The organism is Pseudoalteromonas citrea, assembly GCF_000238375.3.
Lineage (GTDB): Bacteria > Pseudomonadota > Gammaproteobacteria > Enterobacterales > Alteromonadaceae > Pseudoalteromonas > Pseudoalteromonas citrea.
This window is the reverse complement of the sequence record NZ_AHBZ03000027.1, coordinates 705,896-723,763: the sequence shown is the minus strand read 5'-3', so window position 1 is coordinate 723,763 and position 17,868 is coordinate 705,896. Positions and strand designations below refer to the sequence as shown.

Sequence of the window (17,868 nt, the reverse complement as noted above, 5' to 3'; positions counted from 1 at the left end):
GGTTATTTTGACCTAGAAAGGGCTGCAAATTTACTTTGCTTGGTAAAAATATGATCTGAATAATGGCTCAGTTAGTAAAAATTCGATCTCAACAAAAAAAACTTCAACAGATCACTTTTATACTAACTTAAGTCATTAACTTTTGTTCATGAATATGTTGTTATTAGCTGTCATAAATTTTGGAAGTAAAATAATGAGCCGAAAGGTGAACATCTCTGTTGATAATTTGCCCGATTCGCTAAGAGGTCAAATACATGGTGTGGAAAGCGCTATTGATAATGAAAGTCTAGCGTTGTTTACGGATAATAAAGATGTTCGTATTTCATTAGAAAATGCAGCGCATGGACTAAGAGCCTATTCAAATACCTTCAATCACTATGACCTTTGGGGTCGATTCGTTCGTTCTGGGCATAAAAAACTTCCCTTAGAAGAAGCGCCGAAAAAGACTATCATAACTCGTCGTATTTCAGAAAAAGTGGATGGGATTTTGTATGAAGGTGAAATCAAAATAACCCCCGCTGTCGTTAGTAGTAAGAAAGATGGAGAAGACCTTGAGTATTTGGTCTGGCCATCAGATCGGGAAGAAAAAGTAGAGCGAGCGCTTATTCGTTTGGCTTCGAAAGGAAAAATCGTAAAAATAAATTTTAAGTCCGGTATTCAATATGCTGTGATATTTTCAATGAATGAACTAGCCCAAGAGTTGAAAGCAGTTGGACAATCAATGCCTTATCCGCAAATTAAGGAGTCTTTGGAAGCACTCCAAGGTTCAAAGCTTTCATTTAAATATTCTGCGACGGATACGAAAAATACAGACATTGATGACTCGTTCTATGAATCAAATATGAACTTTTTGTCTTCGCTTCACTTTAGTGGCAAAAAAGGACAGGGCGGTAATATTAAATGTGTCGCATGCTTAAATGCATTTGTTCACAACATGATCGATAATTTAGAATATAAAGGCTATTACTTTAATAGTGCACAGGAATTAAAACGTGGTTTGTCCCGATGGATGATGCTACGACTTTATCATTTATGGCGATATGCTGCGCCAGGAAAAACATATCATTTTCGCCTTTTATCCATTATGGAAAAATATGGTTCGATATATTCAACAGATGAAATTGTTGAAAATAAGTTGAAGGCGTTGCGCCGTGATATGACGACTACAATGAAAGATCTGATTGAAAAAGGTGCTATTTCTGATTACAGCATAAGCAATGTAAAAGACGATAACACAGGGAAAATTATTGATTATGTTTATGAAATGCATCCTTCCTCACAGTTTTGCGATGAAATTCTTACACTAAATAAACATAATAAACGGATAGAAATTCAAGGTGGTAAACGAATTGTTGAAGACCTTGAAGTAATCGATGAAGAAATCCTTGAACAAATTGTTAAAAAGTAAGCTAATCGCTTACTTTTTCTAAATATATTCGATCTACTAGGAAGTTGTATTCTTTTTTTCTTGGGTGGTTTTCTACTTTTTCATAGTTTTTTAGTCGACCAAGCTTCGTATTTTTGTCTGGGTTAAAAAGAATAAATGGTAAAGCTGCACTAACATGATATCTATTTTCAGCAGTAAACCTAACATTTACCTCTGGTGATACTCTTGTCGGCCGCCTTATCCTAAGTTTACTTTTATCAGGTAAGTTGGTAACTCGTAACTTTTCATTTTGTACTATTGATGACCAAGATTCTTGATCAATCATACGAGGATTATTGTAATTTGCTGATTTATTAAGCATTTCTAATGCTATTTCTTTACTTAATGTTCTTGTTGCATGTTTTGTCATCCATGTAAACCTAACCGAATAAGGTTCGGCTAATTCACTGTGTATTTTTCGATAAGCAGCCAAGGTTATTAGATTTGGAACTGCACTATGCACCGCTTCAAAACGTGCATCGTTATTCTCAATTGATAGAATAGCTTGCTTAAAATCATTTTTGGCTTTATTCACTTCTTTTAATCTGCGTTGTAATGATAACTGTTCGTCATTTATACAGATTAGCCCAGGGTGACGTTGTATTACTTTTCCGCTTTCTTTTTCATCTAGAAATAGGTCTTTATATGCATAAATGATTTTATCAATCGCATTTCTACCTGTTATTTCTTCTACATTTATATATTCAGGTGCGTGTTCTTCTAATTCTTTTTGAATTATAGGCAACTGATAATAGGTGGCTGATAAAATATTAGAGTCTTTCAATTCATCACAAAATAGAAAAAGCTGTTCTTGTAAATAGTTAAAATGAGCGCGAATGCTAAATTGCGTATCACTTGATGACATGTTTTTTAACTTACGTCGTTGATTAGATATATTATTATAGCACTTAAAAGTATGATGTGTTCTGTATTATTTACTCGCTTTAGTATGATGTGTTCTCCTCGCGATCATATCACTCTGTTGTTTGTTTCGTCTATGGCTGTATTGTTTAATAATATGGGCAAGGTAATTCGAAAAACAATATATTTCGTTAGCATGATAAAATTGGTTTAGAGTTCGGTAATGTCGAGTGTATAGATTTTATCTTTAAGTATGATGTGTTCTTTGTTTTTGCCCAGATTTTACCACTCTTTATTTATCTTCGTCGAGTGTTTCTTTGGTTAAACTTCATAAGTGACTATAGATTAATATTGGAATTGCCTGATTAGTAACTGCAAAAATTACTATATTTTTTGTTAGGATTTTCATTGAGAATTTAAAGAATAGCAAACTGGAAAGTAACGTTTTAAAAAGGCTAGCAAGCTTACTTCTGCGATTTGACGTATGTATTCTTTATTTAACAAGGTACATTGAACAATAGATAGCAATCTTATGCGCTTAAGCAAAACTTGGCTTAATAGATATTTAGCACTTGGCAAATTTCCAAGATACGTCAAATTTTACTGTTTCTGCTGCCATAAAATTATTTTTTAGTTTGTATGATCACGAGTATTGCAACTAAAGTGCCCAATAAGCTCTAATAGGGCTACTCACTTGTCTGCCTTTTGTCATTAACTAATAAAAATATGACCTATAGCTTATTTTATATAAATTGGTGCCATTCGGGCTAAGTCGATTGGGGAGTATTTCAGTAGTTGTAATCAAAATTACTAAGGTAACGCAGTACAAAAATAAAAAATAGATTTGAATCTAAAGCTACTAATATCTTAAAACCAATTTATAACGTCATACACATTACTCGCGCATAACGAAATTTACTTTGTTACTCATGATAGCGTGTATTTCTATTTTTTAACGATAAAATTAAATTATGGCACTCACTGATCAAGTAAAGGCTCGAATTTAACCTAACAGAGTAGTTAAATTTGAACACTTAACAAGTAAGCTTTAAACAAGAGGAAATTATTTAGCAATAAAGCATTTCCAACCTGGATTTCTTAAATCCTACGAGAAATATTTATAAATGGTATTTTTCAAAAAACTAGGAGAGATAGAGAGAGCGGGAATATAACTAATAGTGTTTAGTTTTTCCAATAAAAAAATGGTAATAATTCTTAGATGCTGGGTTTAAACAGTAAACCAAAAATTTTAGATCTATCATTATATGAAATCTAGATGATAGATTTTTAACCAAACAATCGAAAACCCGTATGTAGTTTTTATGGACATAGGTTATGCTTTAAAGCAGTTGATGGCAAGCTAATTTAACATAATTATAATTAGTCAATTTTAGTCATAAATGCGATTTTAATAAGATATAAAAGCAAAACTTATTTCTCGAACTTTCAAATTTTCTTCAGCGAAGCATTAAAGCGAACTATATAAACTCTTCTTACATCGAAGTTGAAGCTCCTTTCCTGAGAAAGGTAGGCCATTGGACGAAAAATTATAAAAAATTTCGTTGTTTTGGTGGCTGAATTTTATAAATAGTCAAATGCTAAGAAATGTAGTGGGTTATAAAGTATGATGTGTTCTAGTTATTTTACCAAACTTAAAGTCCTTTTATCAACTTGTTCTAGAAATGACGCGGATCAGAGCTTTAGAATACTCTATATGTAAGTTTGTAATCACAAACCTGTTATTTGCTATATAAATTAGCGTACATAGATATTACCTTTTCTAGATATTTGATTTATCTAAAAAACTAAGGCTGATAAGGCTAAAACAAACCTAATTTTTAAACCGTAGAACGCTCTTCATCTAAAATACTTAATAGAGCATTTAATACTTTTGCCTGCACTAACACAGTGCGGCAAAAGTAAAACAAGACTACATATAAGAAACATGGACTTGGTGGTAGATTTGAGTTTCAGTTATGTAAATTGCTAAGATCATATTAAACAAATTAATGTATGATGTGTTCTTATGGTTTGCCTTGTTCTTCCACAGAACTTATTACCGGGGAGAAAACGCACTCAGAATATCCCACCAATTACATCACCTCTAATCCTGATGAATACTCAATTACCTTATGGTTTAAATAATGGATTACAAAACGTAAAACGAAATAATTGAATTTCTTTAGTTTGGTGTGTTCAGATCATTAAATGCCTTAACCCATGTCTTGAAATTAAGAAGAAAATTAGGAATTTGTCACAGTACAATCGTGCTTTAGTTCAGCTCGGTAACATCGTTGTTTGGCTAAGTGATAGTGCCGCAAAATACCGAAAAACACGGTCACCGTGGTCGTTCAAATCACTATTCTGATTTAGCAGTTGAAACCTGTTTAACCTTAAAGACTATATTCAATTTACCACTAAGAGCCTTAGAAGGGTTTGTAAATTCCTTGCTAACTAGGATGGATTCCTCGTTACAGTCACCCGGTTATGGCTGTTTGTGCAATATAGAAAGCGCAAGTAAAGGATTTATAGATATCGTAGTCGATAGCACCGGCCTTAAAGTGTACGAAAATGGAGAGTAGCATGCGAGAAAACACCGTGCGACTAAGCGTAAAACTTGGCGAAAATTACACTTAGCCGTTTATGCGACAAGTGACGATATTGTGGGTGCTGAGCTGTCGATGGCATATGTGTAAGGTGGTGAAGCCCTTGATGATTTAATCAGGCCACTGCGCAGGAATAGTGACAGGTGATGGAGCACATGACACACACAGTTGCAATGAAGAGGTCGCAGCAAAAAGCGCGATTATGCGATGCGGGCGCGGTCAAGAGACAATGCCCAATACTGGGGAAAAGAACCGCCCAGTATTTATGATGCACCAAATAGGGTTAACGCAGTGGAAAGTGAAGGCAATAAATAAAATGACTGGGCTAGGTATGCCCAAATATCAGCATCAGAGTTAAAACTGAGAGATTGATTGGTAGTTAGCTATGTGATCAATAAGGCTGATGTTAACTATGATCACCAGACTTTTTAAGTGTAATTATATTGTCGAGAGTTCGTTTTTTACGCTTTCGTAAGTATGATGTGTTCTTATCCAAAATAAATACTAAATTTATCTTGAAGCCGCTACGTCTATACGTTACTTTCGTGGTGAGGTAACACTACATTGAATGAGGAAAATTAATGAAACCTTGGAATCCAGACAGTTGGAGAGAACATCCGATTGTTCAGCAACCAGAATACCCAGATCAAACAGCACTTCTAGATATAGAAGCGCAACTAAATAAAGCGCCACCATTAGTGTTTGCAGAAGAAACAAGAAGTCTATATAAAAACCTAGCAGACGTATGTGAAGGGAAAGCTTTTTTACTGCAAGGTGGTGATTGTGCTGAGTCCTTTTCAGACTTTAACGCAGCAAACATTCGCGATACGTTCAAAACGTTATTGCAAATGGCCGTTGTTTTAACCTACGGCGGTAAATGTCCTGTTGTGAAAATTGGTAGAATGGCGGGCCAGTACGCTAAACCACGTTCTTCAAACTTTGAAACAATAGATGGTGTGTCGTTGCCATCTTACCGTGGCGACATCATTAATAATTTTGAGTTCACTGAAGAGTCTCGAGTACCTGATCCAAACCGGTTAATGACGGCTTACCATCACAGTGCAGCGACATTAAACCTTTTAAGAGCATTTGCCCAAGGTGGTCTAGCAGACTTACATCAAGTAAACCGTTGGAATATGAGCTTTGTCGCGGCGAACCCGCTAAAAGAAAAGTATCAACAAATGGCTGATAAAATTCAAGATGCACTTGAGTTTATGGAAGTCTGTGGTATTGACTCAAGCGTCGCGCCAAGCTTAAAAGAAACGTCGCTCTATACATCTCATGAGGCACTTTTACTTGGGTATGAGCAAGCACTTACTCGCCGTGATCACCTTACTGGTGATTGGTATGATTGTTCAGCACACTTCGTATGGATAGGTGAGCGAACTCGTCAATTAGACCACGCACATATTGAATTTTTCCGTGGCATTAAAAACCCAATAGGGGTTAAAGTTGGTCCAGGTATGACACCTGACGAACTTATAGCGCTAATTGACGCGTTGAACCCAGAGAATATCCCAGGGCGATTAACCCTTATTACCCGAATGGGTGCCGATGTACTACCAGAAAAACTACCAGCTCTCGTTCGTAGAGTTCAAGACGAAGGCCGAAAAGTTGTTTGGACATCAGATCCAATGCACGGTAATACTGAAAAGGCGAGCACAGGCTATAAAACACGTAGTTTCAATAACATCTTACGTGAAATTAGTCAGTTCTTTGCAGTTCATAAAGCAGAAGGGTCTTACCCAGGTGGTGTTCACCTAGAGATGACAGGTCAACATGTGACTGAATGTGTAGGTGGTGCGTATGGATTGTCTGATGAAGACTTAGCACAGCGTTACCGTACACAATGTGATCCCCGTCTTAATGCAGATCAGGTACTAGAACTTGGATTCTTAGTTGCCGATTTACTAAAAGACGCACGTAATAAAGTCTAAATAATTCGACTATAAAGGCTGCATATGCAGCCTTTTATTAATACTTTCTTCTTGTTAGCCCTGTTTCAGAAATGATTTTTGCTGATATCTCTTCAACAGAATGACTCGTTGAATTCAAATACGGTGTTCTGTGTTTTTTAAACAACATCTCAACTTCTCTGACTTCTATTCTACACTGACGAATAGACGCATACTTTGAGTTCGCCATTCTCCCTTCACGAATAGCTGATAATCGTTCTGGATTAATTGTTAATCCAAACAATTTATTCTTATGTGCTAGCAAGCATTTGGGGAAGTTCCCTTTTTCCAAATCATCTTCTGTGATCGGGTAATTAGCGGCTTTGATACCATACTGTAATGCGAGATATAAACTCGTTGGGGTTTTACCTGAGCGACTCACCCCAACTAAAATGATATCAGCTTGCTCATAATCTTTTATATTTGCACCATCATCATTGGCCAACGCGTAATTCACAGCATCAATTCTAAAATCATAACTTGCTTCATGAATTGAATGAGTGCGATGCACTTTTGGAACGGGCTCAACATTTAATTCTTTTTTAACAACCTTACTCGCCAGTGCTAAAAAGTCATAACACACACCTTGTGATGAAAGAATGATGTCGGATAGCTCCGGGTTCACGAATGTAAAAAACACCAATGGCCGTTCACCGGTATTCTTTGCATTTAAATCAATCAGTACTTTGATTTCTTCTGCTTTTCTCACCGTTTCAACGAAAGGAATTGTTTGATGATTGAATTCCACAGGAAACATAGAGAGTGTGGCATGGCCAAACACCTCTGATGTGATAGCCGTTCCATCTGATATATAAAATGCTGTTCTCATTTTAACCTTGTTCTTACAAATTAGCTGAATTTTAGCTTCCGCGGTTTACGTAAGCGTACTTGCCAGTGTAGAATGCCTGTGACCGATATAAAAGGTCAAACAATCTCTCACATTAAATACAATTTGTTTTGGAGACAGTTCCGTGCAAGACTACGTTCTCTGGTATCAAGAGTTAGGTATGCAAGATGTACCTCGAGTTGGTGGTAAAAACGCTTCACTTGGGGAAATGATATCAAACCTTTCTAACGCTGGTGTACAAGTACCTGGTGGATTCGCTACTACCGCCGATGCTTTTAATGAGTTTTTAGAGCAATCTGGACTCAACGAAAAAATTCACACAATTTTAGACACACTAGACGTCGATGACGTTAATACGCTCGCCAAGGTTGGTGCAGAAATAAGACAATGGATCATCGATACTCCATTCCAACCAGAACTAAATAAAGCAATTCACGACGCTTACAATACCCTTCACGGTGATACTAATTCTGATGTTTCTTTCGCTGTTCGCTCTTCAGCAACGGCAGAAGATATGCCAGACGCATCATTTGCCGGTCAGCAAGAAACATTTCTTAACGTACGTGGCATTGACGCTGTAATGGTGGCAATAAAACATGTATTTGCTTCACTATTTAACGACCGCGCAATCTCTTATCGTGTACACCAAGGTTATGACCACCGTGGTGTTGCTTTATCAGCTGGTATTCAGCGTATGGTTCGTTCAGACAAAGCATCTTCTGGTGTTATGTTCAGTATCGATACTGAATCTGGCTTCGAAGATGTCGTCTTTATTACTTCTAGTTATGGACTAGGAGAAATGGTTGTTCAAGGCGCTGTTAACCCAGATGAATTCTATGTTCATAAGCCAACGCTTGCAAAAGGCCTGCCTTCTGTTGTTAGACGCAACATCGGTTCTAAAGCAATTCAAATGGTTTATTCATCTGATGAATCACATGGTAAGCAAGTTGAAATTATTGATATTGCAGCAGAGCAATCAGCGCAATTCTCAATAACAGATGACGAAGTTCAGGAACTTGCAAAACAAGCCGTTATCATTGAAAAACATTACGGTCGTCCAATGGACATCGAATGGGCAAAAGATGGTAACGACGGCAAGCTTTATATTGTACAAGCTCGGCCTGAAACCGTTCGTTCGAATGAAGACTCAAACGTAATGGAACGTTTTCAGCTAAAATCACAGTCCACTGTAATTGCTGAAGGTCGTGCGATTGGCCATAAAATAGGTAAAGGCGTTGTTCGCGTCCTAAACTCTATTGACGAAATGGACAAAGTTCAAGTAGGTGACGTACTTGTTACGGATATGACAGACCCAGATTGGGAACCTATCATGAAACGTGCAGCGGCAATTGTTACAAACCGTGGTGGTCGTACATGCCACGCAGCAATCATTGCCCGTGAGCTTGGTATTCCTGCAGTTGTTGGCTGTGGTAACGCGACTGATTTAATTGAGAATAATCAAGAAGTAACCGTTTCTTGTGCAGAAGGTGATACAGGCTTTATTTACGAAGGGCAACTTGAGTTTGATATTATTTCATCTCGTGTTGACACAATGCCAGATCTACCAATGAAAATAATGATGAATGTGGGCAACCCAGACCGCGCATTCGACTTTGCTAAATTGCCTCATGCGGGTATTGGTCTAGCTCGTGTTGAGTTCATTATTAATAGAATGATTGGTGTTCACCCAAAAGCCCTCATTAATTTTGATGATCAGCCAGCAGAGCTACAAGCTGAAATTAAAGAAATCATTGCAGGTTATGAATCACCAGTAGAGTTCTATATTTCTAAGCTTGTAGAAGGTATTTCTACTTTAGGCTGTGCGTTTGCTCCAGAGCGTGTTATTGTTCGCATGTCTGATTTTAAATCAAACGAATATGCAAACTTAGTGGGTGGGCAACAATACGAGCCAGAAGAAGAAAACCCAATGATTGGTTTTCGAGGTGCAGCACGTTATATTTCTGAAGATTTCAGAGAGTGTTTTGCATTAGAGTGTGAAGCTATCAAACGTGTTCGTAACTCCATGGGCTTAACAAATGTTGAAGTAATGATCCCATTTGTTAGAACATTAGAAGAGGCAGCTCGCGTTATAGAGTTACTTGAAGAGCATGGCCTTAAACGTGGCGAAAATGGTCTAAAAGTTATTATGATGTGCGAACTTCCTTCAAATGCGCTTTTAGCAGAAGAGTTTTTAGAGTATTTTGATGGATTCTCAATCGGCTCAAATGATTTAACTCAGCTTACACTTGGCTTAGATAGAGACTCAGGGCTAATCGCACATTTATTTGATGAGCGTAACCCAGCTATTAAAAAGTTATTGTCTATGGCAATTAAAACAGCAAAAGCAAAAGGCAAATACGTGGGTATTTGTGGTCAAGGTCCTTCGGATCATGAAGATTTTGCAGCGTGGTTAGTAGAGCAGGGTATTGATTCGGTGTCACTCAACCCTGACACTGTATTAGAAACATGGTTATACTTAGCTGACAAGCTAAAAGACTAGCTTCTATACCGATTAAAAAAGCCGGCTTAAACGCCGGCTTTTCTATTTAATGCCATCCAGTTTATGACACGCTTTGGTAAATATATTTTGTAATTTTTTTAAGTATTTTCTGGCAGTTGGATAATACATAGAAAAACAGACCAGTGCCGCCATGGCAAATATTATTGAAGGTCCGGGCACCACAAAAAATATAATCGCAAGTAATACAAACAAAACACCTAACCCAAGTATCATTACTTTCTTCATACTGTATTAATCCTACACAATGACTATAGTTAGAGTATACAAATTAAAGTATGTATAAGTTTGCATAATATGTAACAAAGATTAAATTTCTCAACTTTTTGCCTATCACTCCGTGGTACAATTAGGTCAAAGCAATAAATTATTACCGTCATGATTGCCAATATAAACCAACAAGATTCAGCAAGTACCTTACTAAATGATTACCTTAACCTCATAAAAAGTAAAGGGTTTTCAGGTGAAACTGACTGTAGCTATGCAACAAGACTCGTTACAGCTACTGATAACAGTATTTATCAAAATGTACCTCAAGCCGTTATATATCCTAAAAATAATAAAGATATTCAGACAGCATTACATAGTGCGCAACAAGATCCCTTTTTATCATTAACATTTGGGCCTCGAGGTGGGGGCACAGGAACTAATGGTCAATCACTTACGCCTGGTATCGTGATCGATTTGTCACGACATATGCGTGAAATCATTGAAATAAATGTTGAAGAAAACTGGGTTAAAGTTCAAGCTGGGGTAATAAAAGATCAACTTAATGATTACCTGAGACCGTTCGGCTTTTTCTTTGCGCCAGACTTATCTACCAGTAACCGTGCCACTATCGGTGGAATGGTAAATACTGACGCTTCAGGCCAAGGCTCATTAGTATACGGAAAGACCAGTGATCATGTTTTAGGGTTAAAAACATATTTAGTTGATGGAACAGAGCTAAATACGCGTAAAATTTCTATTGATAAAGCGCAATTATTAGCTCAACAAGAGGGCAATACATCCGCAGTTTATCAGCAAGTGATTGATAGCTGTCATTCAAATAGATCATTAATCTTAGAAAAATTTCCTAGGCTAAATCGTTTCCTCACTGGATACGATCTTGAAAATGTATTTGATGATTCGCTAGAACACTTTGACTTATCAAGAATAATTACAGGTTCAGAAGGGTCCTTGGGTGTTGTTACTGAAGCAAAACTAAATATAACACCAATCGCGCCATACAAAACTTTAATTAATATCAAATACGACAGTTTTGACTCTGCCCTTAGAAACTCACCTTTTCTTGTTTCAGCGAAAGCTACATCTGTGGAAACCGTTGACAGTAAAGTATTGAACTTGGCCAAAGAAGATATTGTTTGGCATTCAGTATCGGACTTAATAACCAGTGTTCCCGGCATCGAAATGCAAGGGCTCAACATGGTTGAGTTTAATGGTGAAACAGAAAATGAAATGGACGATAAAATTTCGTCACTGTGCCGTAAGTTAGACCAACTTATAGAAAACAAGCAAGCAGGGGTGATCGGTTATCAACTTATCAATGATAAAGCCGATATCTTAAAAATATATGCCATGCGTAAAAAGGCGGTTGGCCTTTTAGGTAATACAAAAGGGAAACAAAAGCCGCTCGCATTCGCGGAAGACACCGCTGTCCCACCAGAAAACTTAGCAGATTTTATTGTTGAGTTTAGAGCTTTGCTCGACTCACACGATTTAAACTATGGTATGTTTGGGCATGTTGATGCTGGTGTTTTACATGTTCGCCCAGCATTAGATATGAGTGATCCACTACAAGAAAAATTATTGCGAAAAATTTCGGATCAAGTTGTTGCGTTGACAGCAAAGTACCGAGGTCTAATGTGGGGAGAACATGGTAAAGGTTACCGAAGCGAGTATGGCCCAGAGTTTTTTGGCGAAACGCTTTTTACTGAATTAAGAAAAATAAAAGCTGTATTTGATAAAAATAATAGATTGAATCCAGGTAAGATTTGCACACCAATTGAAAGTACTGACGAGTTAGTAAGTGTTGACTCACAAAAGCGATCTTGGTTCGACAAAACGATTGACATAAAAGTTCGTGACAGTTTTGAGAATGCGATGAATTGTAACGGAAATGGACTTTGTTTTAACTACGATGAATCTTCTCCAATGTGCCCGTCTTATAAAGTGACGAAAGATCGTCGCCACTCACCAAAAGGCCGAGCAAGTTTAATTCGTGAGTGGCTCAGACTACAAGAAAAAGCAGACGTAAATATTCTTGATGTTGAAAAGCAATTGATCAACAAAGAAAATGATATTACATGGTGGGAAAGATTTTTAAACACTCGAGCAAAAAATAAAGGAGAGTATGATTTTTCACATGAAGTTAAAGAGTCAATGGATGAATGTTTAGCGTGTAAAGCATGTACTACCGCTTGCCCGATAAAAGTTGATGTTCCAACTTTTCGTTCTCGATTTTTAAACCTTTATCACAGTAAATATAACCGACCTTTCAAAGACTATTTGGTTGGTAGTATTGAAGTAACCGCACCTTACCTTTCTAAGTGTGCTGGTATTATTAATCCCATAGTCAATACCAAGCCAGTGGCTTATATGATCAAAAAAATATTTGGTTATGTGGATACACCTACTTTAAGTGTGCCATCTGTCGTTAATAGTATTAATCATAAATATCGCTTTGATGAAGATACCTTATCATCATTAACTGAAAAGGAAAAAGAGAACAGCGTTTTCATTGTTCAAGACCCATTTACCAGTTTCTATGAAGCAGAATTAGTAACATCATTTATTGATCTCGTCGTTGCACTCGGTAAAAATCCAATACTTTTACCATTTAAGCCAAATGGCAAAGCGCAACACGTGAAAGGTTTTTTGAAAGAGTTTAAAGGCGCAGCTAAAAACACAAGTCAATTTTTAAATTCGCTTACTAAACATAATATTCCAATGATCGGGCTAGATGCCTCACTTGTTATGGTCTATCGCGATGAATATAAAACGGTATTAGGAGAGCAAAGAGGAGATTTTGAAGTTAGTTTGGCGCACGAGTGGTTGAATAAACAAGACTGGGGAATAATATCATTATCAGAGACTAAGGAAGATAAAGAGTTTACATTACTCTCTCACTGCACAGAGACAACAGCACTATCAAATGCAAGTAAAGTTTGGCAGGATATATTTTCAAAACTTGGGTTATCTCTTACAACTCCGACTACTGGATGCTGTGGTATGGCAGGGACTTACGGTCATGAAGTTCAAAACCAAGAAAATTCAAGGGCACTTTATGAAATGTCATGGAAAGGACAAGTAGAGAAATCAAAAGATGCGATTTTACTTTCCACAGGATTTTCTTGTCGTAGCCAAGTTAAGCGCTACGAAGGCAAAAAGCCTAAACACCCTATTGAATACATAGCACAAAATATAGTGTGAAAACTATAGTGTGAAAACAAGGCCGTACACTTTCAGCCAGCGTACGGCCTTATAACTACCCATATTTTATAAACTTACATTTCATTTCCTATATTTAGAATGCAAAACTGGCACTATCATATAGACAATAGAGGATTAAACCTCAATTTAACATAATAAAACAGCGTGGATATTGAACGATTCTTGGCGTTTCAGCCTATCCTAATTGGTATTGCCGTACGAGATACGCCAAATTTATCAAAAAAGGCAGCAACCTAGGTGAATATCTCTTAAAAAGGGAGGTATGTTCAATGTTCAATGTTCAATGTTCAATGTTCAATGTTCAATGTTCAATGTTCAATGTTCAATGTTCAATGTTCAATGTTCAATAATATCGATTTTTTTAAAAACAAAAAATCAGTATACTTTCGAATAACTCTCAATATAAAAATAATTAAAATAATTAAAATAATTAAAATAATTAAAATAATTAAAATAATTAAAATAATTAAATAAATAATACTTTCCGAGTCATAAAAAAATCTATAACCACATAATTTAAAATTAAGATTTATTTTTTATAATTTAAAATAGCATTATAAACACTATTAAAAAATAGAATTAAAGCTTTCTTTTTGAGCCAGATTTAGCTCTATCCTTTATATTAGTCTGAATATAAATTTGATCTGTGGTCGCGATTTTTGCATGCCCTAGGTCTTCTGATAAATGCTTCAAGGGGCGATGTTGTGCATCATGAGTCGCGCCTGTGTGCCTAAGCCAATGTGCCGTTGCTGCTTTTAATTGCTCAGACTCATCAGAAAAGCCATCTGCAGCTAAAGAGTCAACTGCCAAATCAAAGCTTTGCTGCACAATACGCCTTATCTGACGAACATTCATACCACCTTGACCTCGCAGTTTATGAATTATAGGGTGGGGTTCATCAACTCTAGGCAATGCGGGTAGGGCGCGATACTGTCGATAGCGGCGTAAATATATAATAAAATCTTCACTTAATGTTACATCGCGCAATTTATTCCCTTTACCCATGATCCTTAAATACCAAAATCCGTCAGGATCTTGCCAAAAATGAGACATAACTGGGGACCATTGTGGCCGTTCTGATAACTCAGATATACGTAAATATAATCCTTTTAAACATGCCAAAGTGAATAAATTTCTTTCTAAGCTGGGGTTTTCTTCGCATTTATCTCGAGTAACACCAAAGACATATTCCCACTGTAAATTACTCAATGTATCTGGCAATTTAATTTGAGACTGGACGATTAAATAAGGGCTGTTTTTTTTAACCACAGGTATAAAATTAGTAAATGTTTTTTCTTCAAGAATAGCGAATTTATAAAACACGTTGAGCGCTGTAAACATAGCCGAAAAGGTTTGCTGACTAACGCCATTTTCCTTAAACGCAAATGGACGCCAAAGCTTATTAACAACACGCAAACCTTCATGATCTTTAAAGCGCCATTGAACAGAGTCTGATATCCATCTATTATCGGGCTCTACAACAAATTCAACATAGGCTTCAATATCTTCTCGCTTAAGTTCAAATACAGAGAGTGCGCGCCATTCCCAAGCCCATAAATAAAACCGTTCTAATTCATTTCTAAAACGATTGAACGTCGCTTCTGACTTTCGGCCATAAACATATAAAAATTGATACAAAAATTCAATATCATCCCGTGCATTGGGCACTGAACGTACCACGTGAGATAAAAATGATTCAAGCTCAGGGTATTCGTTGGTTAAAGTGCCATCTTCAATGTGTGCAATTTGATAACGAAGCTGCTTAAGTGTATCTACTAAGGGGGAAAGCATATGGTTTATGTCCGATACTGTCTAGTATTGGACATTATATATAAGCTACTGCTAAATGGACAGCGCTTAACAACACAACATTACCTCCTATAATTTACGTTATGTTAAATGATATAAATTACCACACATTGATGTAAAAGGTCTGACAAACGGACTCTAAATTGAGATTTGGGACTTGCTGGAGATTGAGTTCCTTTGGGACTCGTAATTAGAGATTATTTTTCTGACTAAATAATCTATGAATTGGGACTCCAAATTAGAGTCCCTTTCTGTTCTTTGAATTGCTACTTTATGAAATGGCTTAGACTTCCATGGCATGAGACAGTCAAACTTCTCATTGCTCGCGTCATTGCAACATGCAGCAAGGCTCTTTCTGACATTTCATGCTCTCTTAATTCAACAGGATCATCCGACTTGAAATTTTTGAGTGGAACATTTTGCTGATTACAAGCAACGATAAATACGTTTTGAAACTCCAAACCTTTTACTCGATGCATTGTTGCTAGTCTAACTCCATCCTGCTGTCGATTATCAGTTCCATTAGCCATAACTTCATACGTCGTTATTCCTGCTTTTTTCAACTGTTGACCAAACGAGTCTCTCAAAGACTTTGTTCTAGCAACTATACAAATATCTTTTAGTTTGGCTCCCGCAGCTTCTAATTGTTCAATTCTCTCTACAACTGCATCTGCTTCATCAATGAAACTATCTGCGGTTATAACTTCAGGCTGTTCACCGTGCATCAACGAGACATAACCATTACTTGTATCTGCGCCGTCATCCAAATCATCTACAGGTATATTATTTAATACTGAAACAGCAAGCTTTTTAGTTTCCTCTGTAGTTCGATAATTAACTCTCAGTTTGCGGCTACGCCCTACAATATTAATTCCGCATCGGCCTAAAACAACTTTATTACGATAAATTCTTTGGTGCCCATCACCGACAATAAAAATATCGTTCTTACCTTCTGGAACAATTCTTCGAATCAATTCGTAAGCCTGAGTTCCCATATCTTGGCCTTCATCGATAATAACTGAGTCGTATATAGGTTTAATATTTTTGCTATCTATAATCGAAATACAATCTCTCATTGCATCTGGCATTTCTTTGATTTTGTTATGATTAAGTTGTAACAAATACTCCTCAAATACAGACCACGCTAACAATCGCTCTTTTCTGTTTAGCCTTGTCCCTCGTCCGTTTCGTTTCGCCCTAATATACTCAGCTTTGTCAGTAATACTTTGCTCTTGAATAACTAACTTCCACTCTTCCTCGTAAAAATGATCGGATAGATCTAGCTCTGGAGACTTGTTATCAAGTGCCCTATTCCAACTATTTACTCTCTTTGGATGTGAATCTCCGGGATAAACAATGTCATAGTTATAGTTGTTTCGTTTTAGGAATTTATGAACCCAAGAATCAATATTAATTGTTTCGATTGAGGATAACTCAGCATGACTACAGACTTGCTCTAAATGTGCGGAAATATCTGATGCCAAGTTTTTTGTAAACGTAGTAAAAAGTACTTTCTTATTTGGTACTCCAACAAGATTACTTGCTAACCACTTTGCTCTATGGATTGCTGCAACTGTTTTACCAGTTCCTGCTCCTCCTAATACACGGACAGGACCATTCCAATCCCTTTCAACCAATTTTAGTTGTGATGGATGTAGAAATACACGCCACTTTTCAAGGGGAGCATCTAGCATTTGTTCTAGAGCTTCATCATCAACCACTACGAAACGGCGCTTTGAGCCTTCTCTTATGAGAGCGGCGGCAAAGTCCTCTGTATCGACATCTTCTGTACCAGACGAACGATAATCTTCTAGCACCTCATCATAAGGAATGCCATCGGCAAGGAAATATAGCGCTTCAAATGCATCATTAGGCAATGCTTCTCGATATGCTTCTAATTGTTGAATATTAGATAATTGTGATATTTTTTCTGAAAATTCTTCAGGTAAACCAACATCTATTAATTGTTCGGTAGAATAATCATCAAATAATAATGAACTGTCTTGTTCTATAACTGAAGTTGGATTCTCTACCACTTCATTTACAGACTCATCCACTTCAGTTGCATATAACTGAATAGCGCCGGTTTTTGGATGAATTTTACATTGATGCCTTCTGGCCCATGCATAGGCTTCATCGTGATGATCTACCCACAATAAAATATAAACATTACCTTGCTGAGGCTTTAAAATAATTCCTCTATAGGCTTGATCAATTCTTACAGAGCGCATATCGCTGTTAGCTGCATCGATTATTTTTTCGTAGTTAATTCCACTACTTAATGGATCACTCCTAAACTTACTAACAAATTGATTAACCTTTTTTTGCTGTGCTCTTGGTAATTTCAGTATTGCTGTTAAGAAATCTTGTGATATTGCAACTTGAATATCCAT

At 36.8% G+C, this 17,868-nt stretch carries 11 protein-coding genes; 6 read left to right on the top strand and 5 right to left on the bottom strand.

Annotated elements, in window-relative coordinates; translation table 11 throughout:
- The first annotated feature begins 193 nt into the window (after positions 1 to 193).
- Positions 194 to 1,408 carry a hypothetical protein gene (locus tag PCIT_RS21130; protein WP_010365322.1) on the top strand — a complete coding sequence of 405 codons (1,215 nt, stop codon included), beginning with the start codon at positions 194 to 196 and terminating at the stop codon, positions 1,406 to 1,408.
- A gap of 1 nt (position 1,409) precedes the next feature.
- On the opposite strand, the gene PCIT_RS21125 is transcribed toward PCIT_RS21130, so the two are convergent.
- A complete protein-coding gene (locus PCIT_RS21125) occupies positions 1,410 to 2,291 on the bottom strand; it encodes a DNA replication terminus site-binding protein (protein WP_010365323.1) in 882 nt (293 codons plus the stop codon).
- Between the two features lie 2,308 nt (positions 2,292 to 4,599).
- Between PCIT_RS21125 and PCIT_RS23185 the strand changes: the two genes are divergently transcribed.
- The 3 genes from PCIT_RS23185 (at position 4,600) to PCIT_RS21115 (ending at position 6,830) form a co-directional block, all read left to right on the top strand.
- A complete protein-coding gene (locus tag PCIT_RS23185) occupies positions 4,600 to 4,869 on the top strand; it encodes a transposase (RefSeq protein WP_162144429.1) in 270 nt (89 codons plus the stop codon).
- 160 nt (positions 4,870 to 5,029) lie between these two features.
- Positions 5,030 to 5,251: a hypothetical protein gene (locus PCIT_RS23180; RefSeq protein ID WP_010365324.1), complete on the top strand. Its 222-nt coding sequence runs from the start codon at positions 5,030 to 5,032 to the stop codon at positions 5,249 to 5,251.
- 223 nt (positions 5,252 to 5,474) lie between these two features.
- A complete protein-coding gene (locus PCIT_RS21115; RefSeq protein WP_010365325.1) occupies positions 5,475 to 6,830 on the top strand; it encodes a class II 3-deoxy-7-phosphoheptulonate synthase in 1,356 nt (451 codons plus the stop codon).
- Between the two features lie 37 nt (positions 6,831 to 6,867).
- On the opposite strand, the gene ppsR is transcribed toward PCIT_RS21115, so the two are convergent.
- The gene (ppsR, locus tag PCIT_RS21110; RefSeq protein ID WP_010365328.1) at positions 6,868 to 7,677 is read right to left on the bottom strand and encodes a posphoenolpyruvate synthetase regulatory kinase/phosphorylase PpsR; all 810 of its coding nucleotides are present in this window, start codon (positions 7,675 to 7,677) and stop codon (positions 6,868 to 6,870) included.
- 142 nt (positions 7,678 to 7,819) lie between these two features.
- Here ppsR and ppsA point away from each other — a divergent pair, with 142 nt between their 5' ends.
- Positions 7,820 to 10,195: a phosphoenolpyruvate synthase gene (gene ppsA / locus PCIT_RS21105; RefSeq protein WP_010365330.1), complete on the top strand. Its 2,376-nt coding sequence runs from the start codon at positions 7,820 to 7,822 to the stop codon at positions 10,193 to 10,195.
- A gap of 42 nt (positions 10,196 to 10,237) precedes the next feature.
- Here the strand turns inward: ppsA and PCIT_RS21100 are convergent, their stop codons facing one another.
- Positions 10,238 to 10,441, bottom strand: a complete 204-nt coding sequence (locus tag PCIT_RS21100; RefSeq protein ID WP_010365332.1) for a PGPGW domain-containing protein — start codon at positions 10,439 to 10,441, stop codon at positions 10,238 to 10,240.
- Between the two features lie 150 nt (positions 10,442 to 10,591).
- On the opposite strand from PCIT_RS21100, the gene ydiJ reads away from it, so the two are divergent.
- Positions 10,592 to 13,645, top strand: coding sequence for a D-2-hydroxyglutarate dehydrogenase YdiJ (gene ydiJ / locus PCIT_RS21095; protein WP_010365334.1), 3,054 nt, complete (start codon positions 10,592 to 10,594; stop codon positions 13,643 to 13,645).
- 600 nt (positions 13,646 to 14,245) lie between these two features.
- On the opposite strand, the gene PCIT_RS21090 is transcribed toward ydiJ, so the two are convergent.
- Both PCIT_RS21090 and PCIT_RS21085 read right to left on the bottom strand, forming a co-directional pair.
- A complete protein-coding gene (locus PCIT_RS21090) occupies positions 14,246 to 15,457 on the bottom strand; it encodes a tyrosine-type recombinase/integrase (protein ID WP_010365336.1) in 1,212 nt (403 codons plus the stop codon).
- 284 nt (positions 15,458 to 15,741) lie between these two features.
- Entirely contained in the window at positions 15,742 to 17,868 is a 2,127-nt protein-coding gene (locus PCIT_RS21085; protein ID WP_010365339.1) for a 3'-5' exonuclease, read from the bottom strand.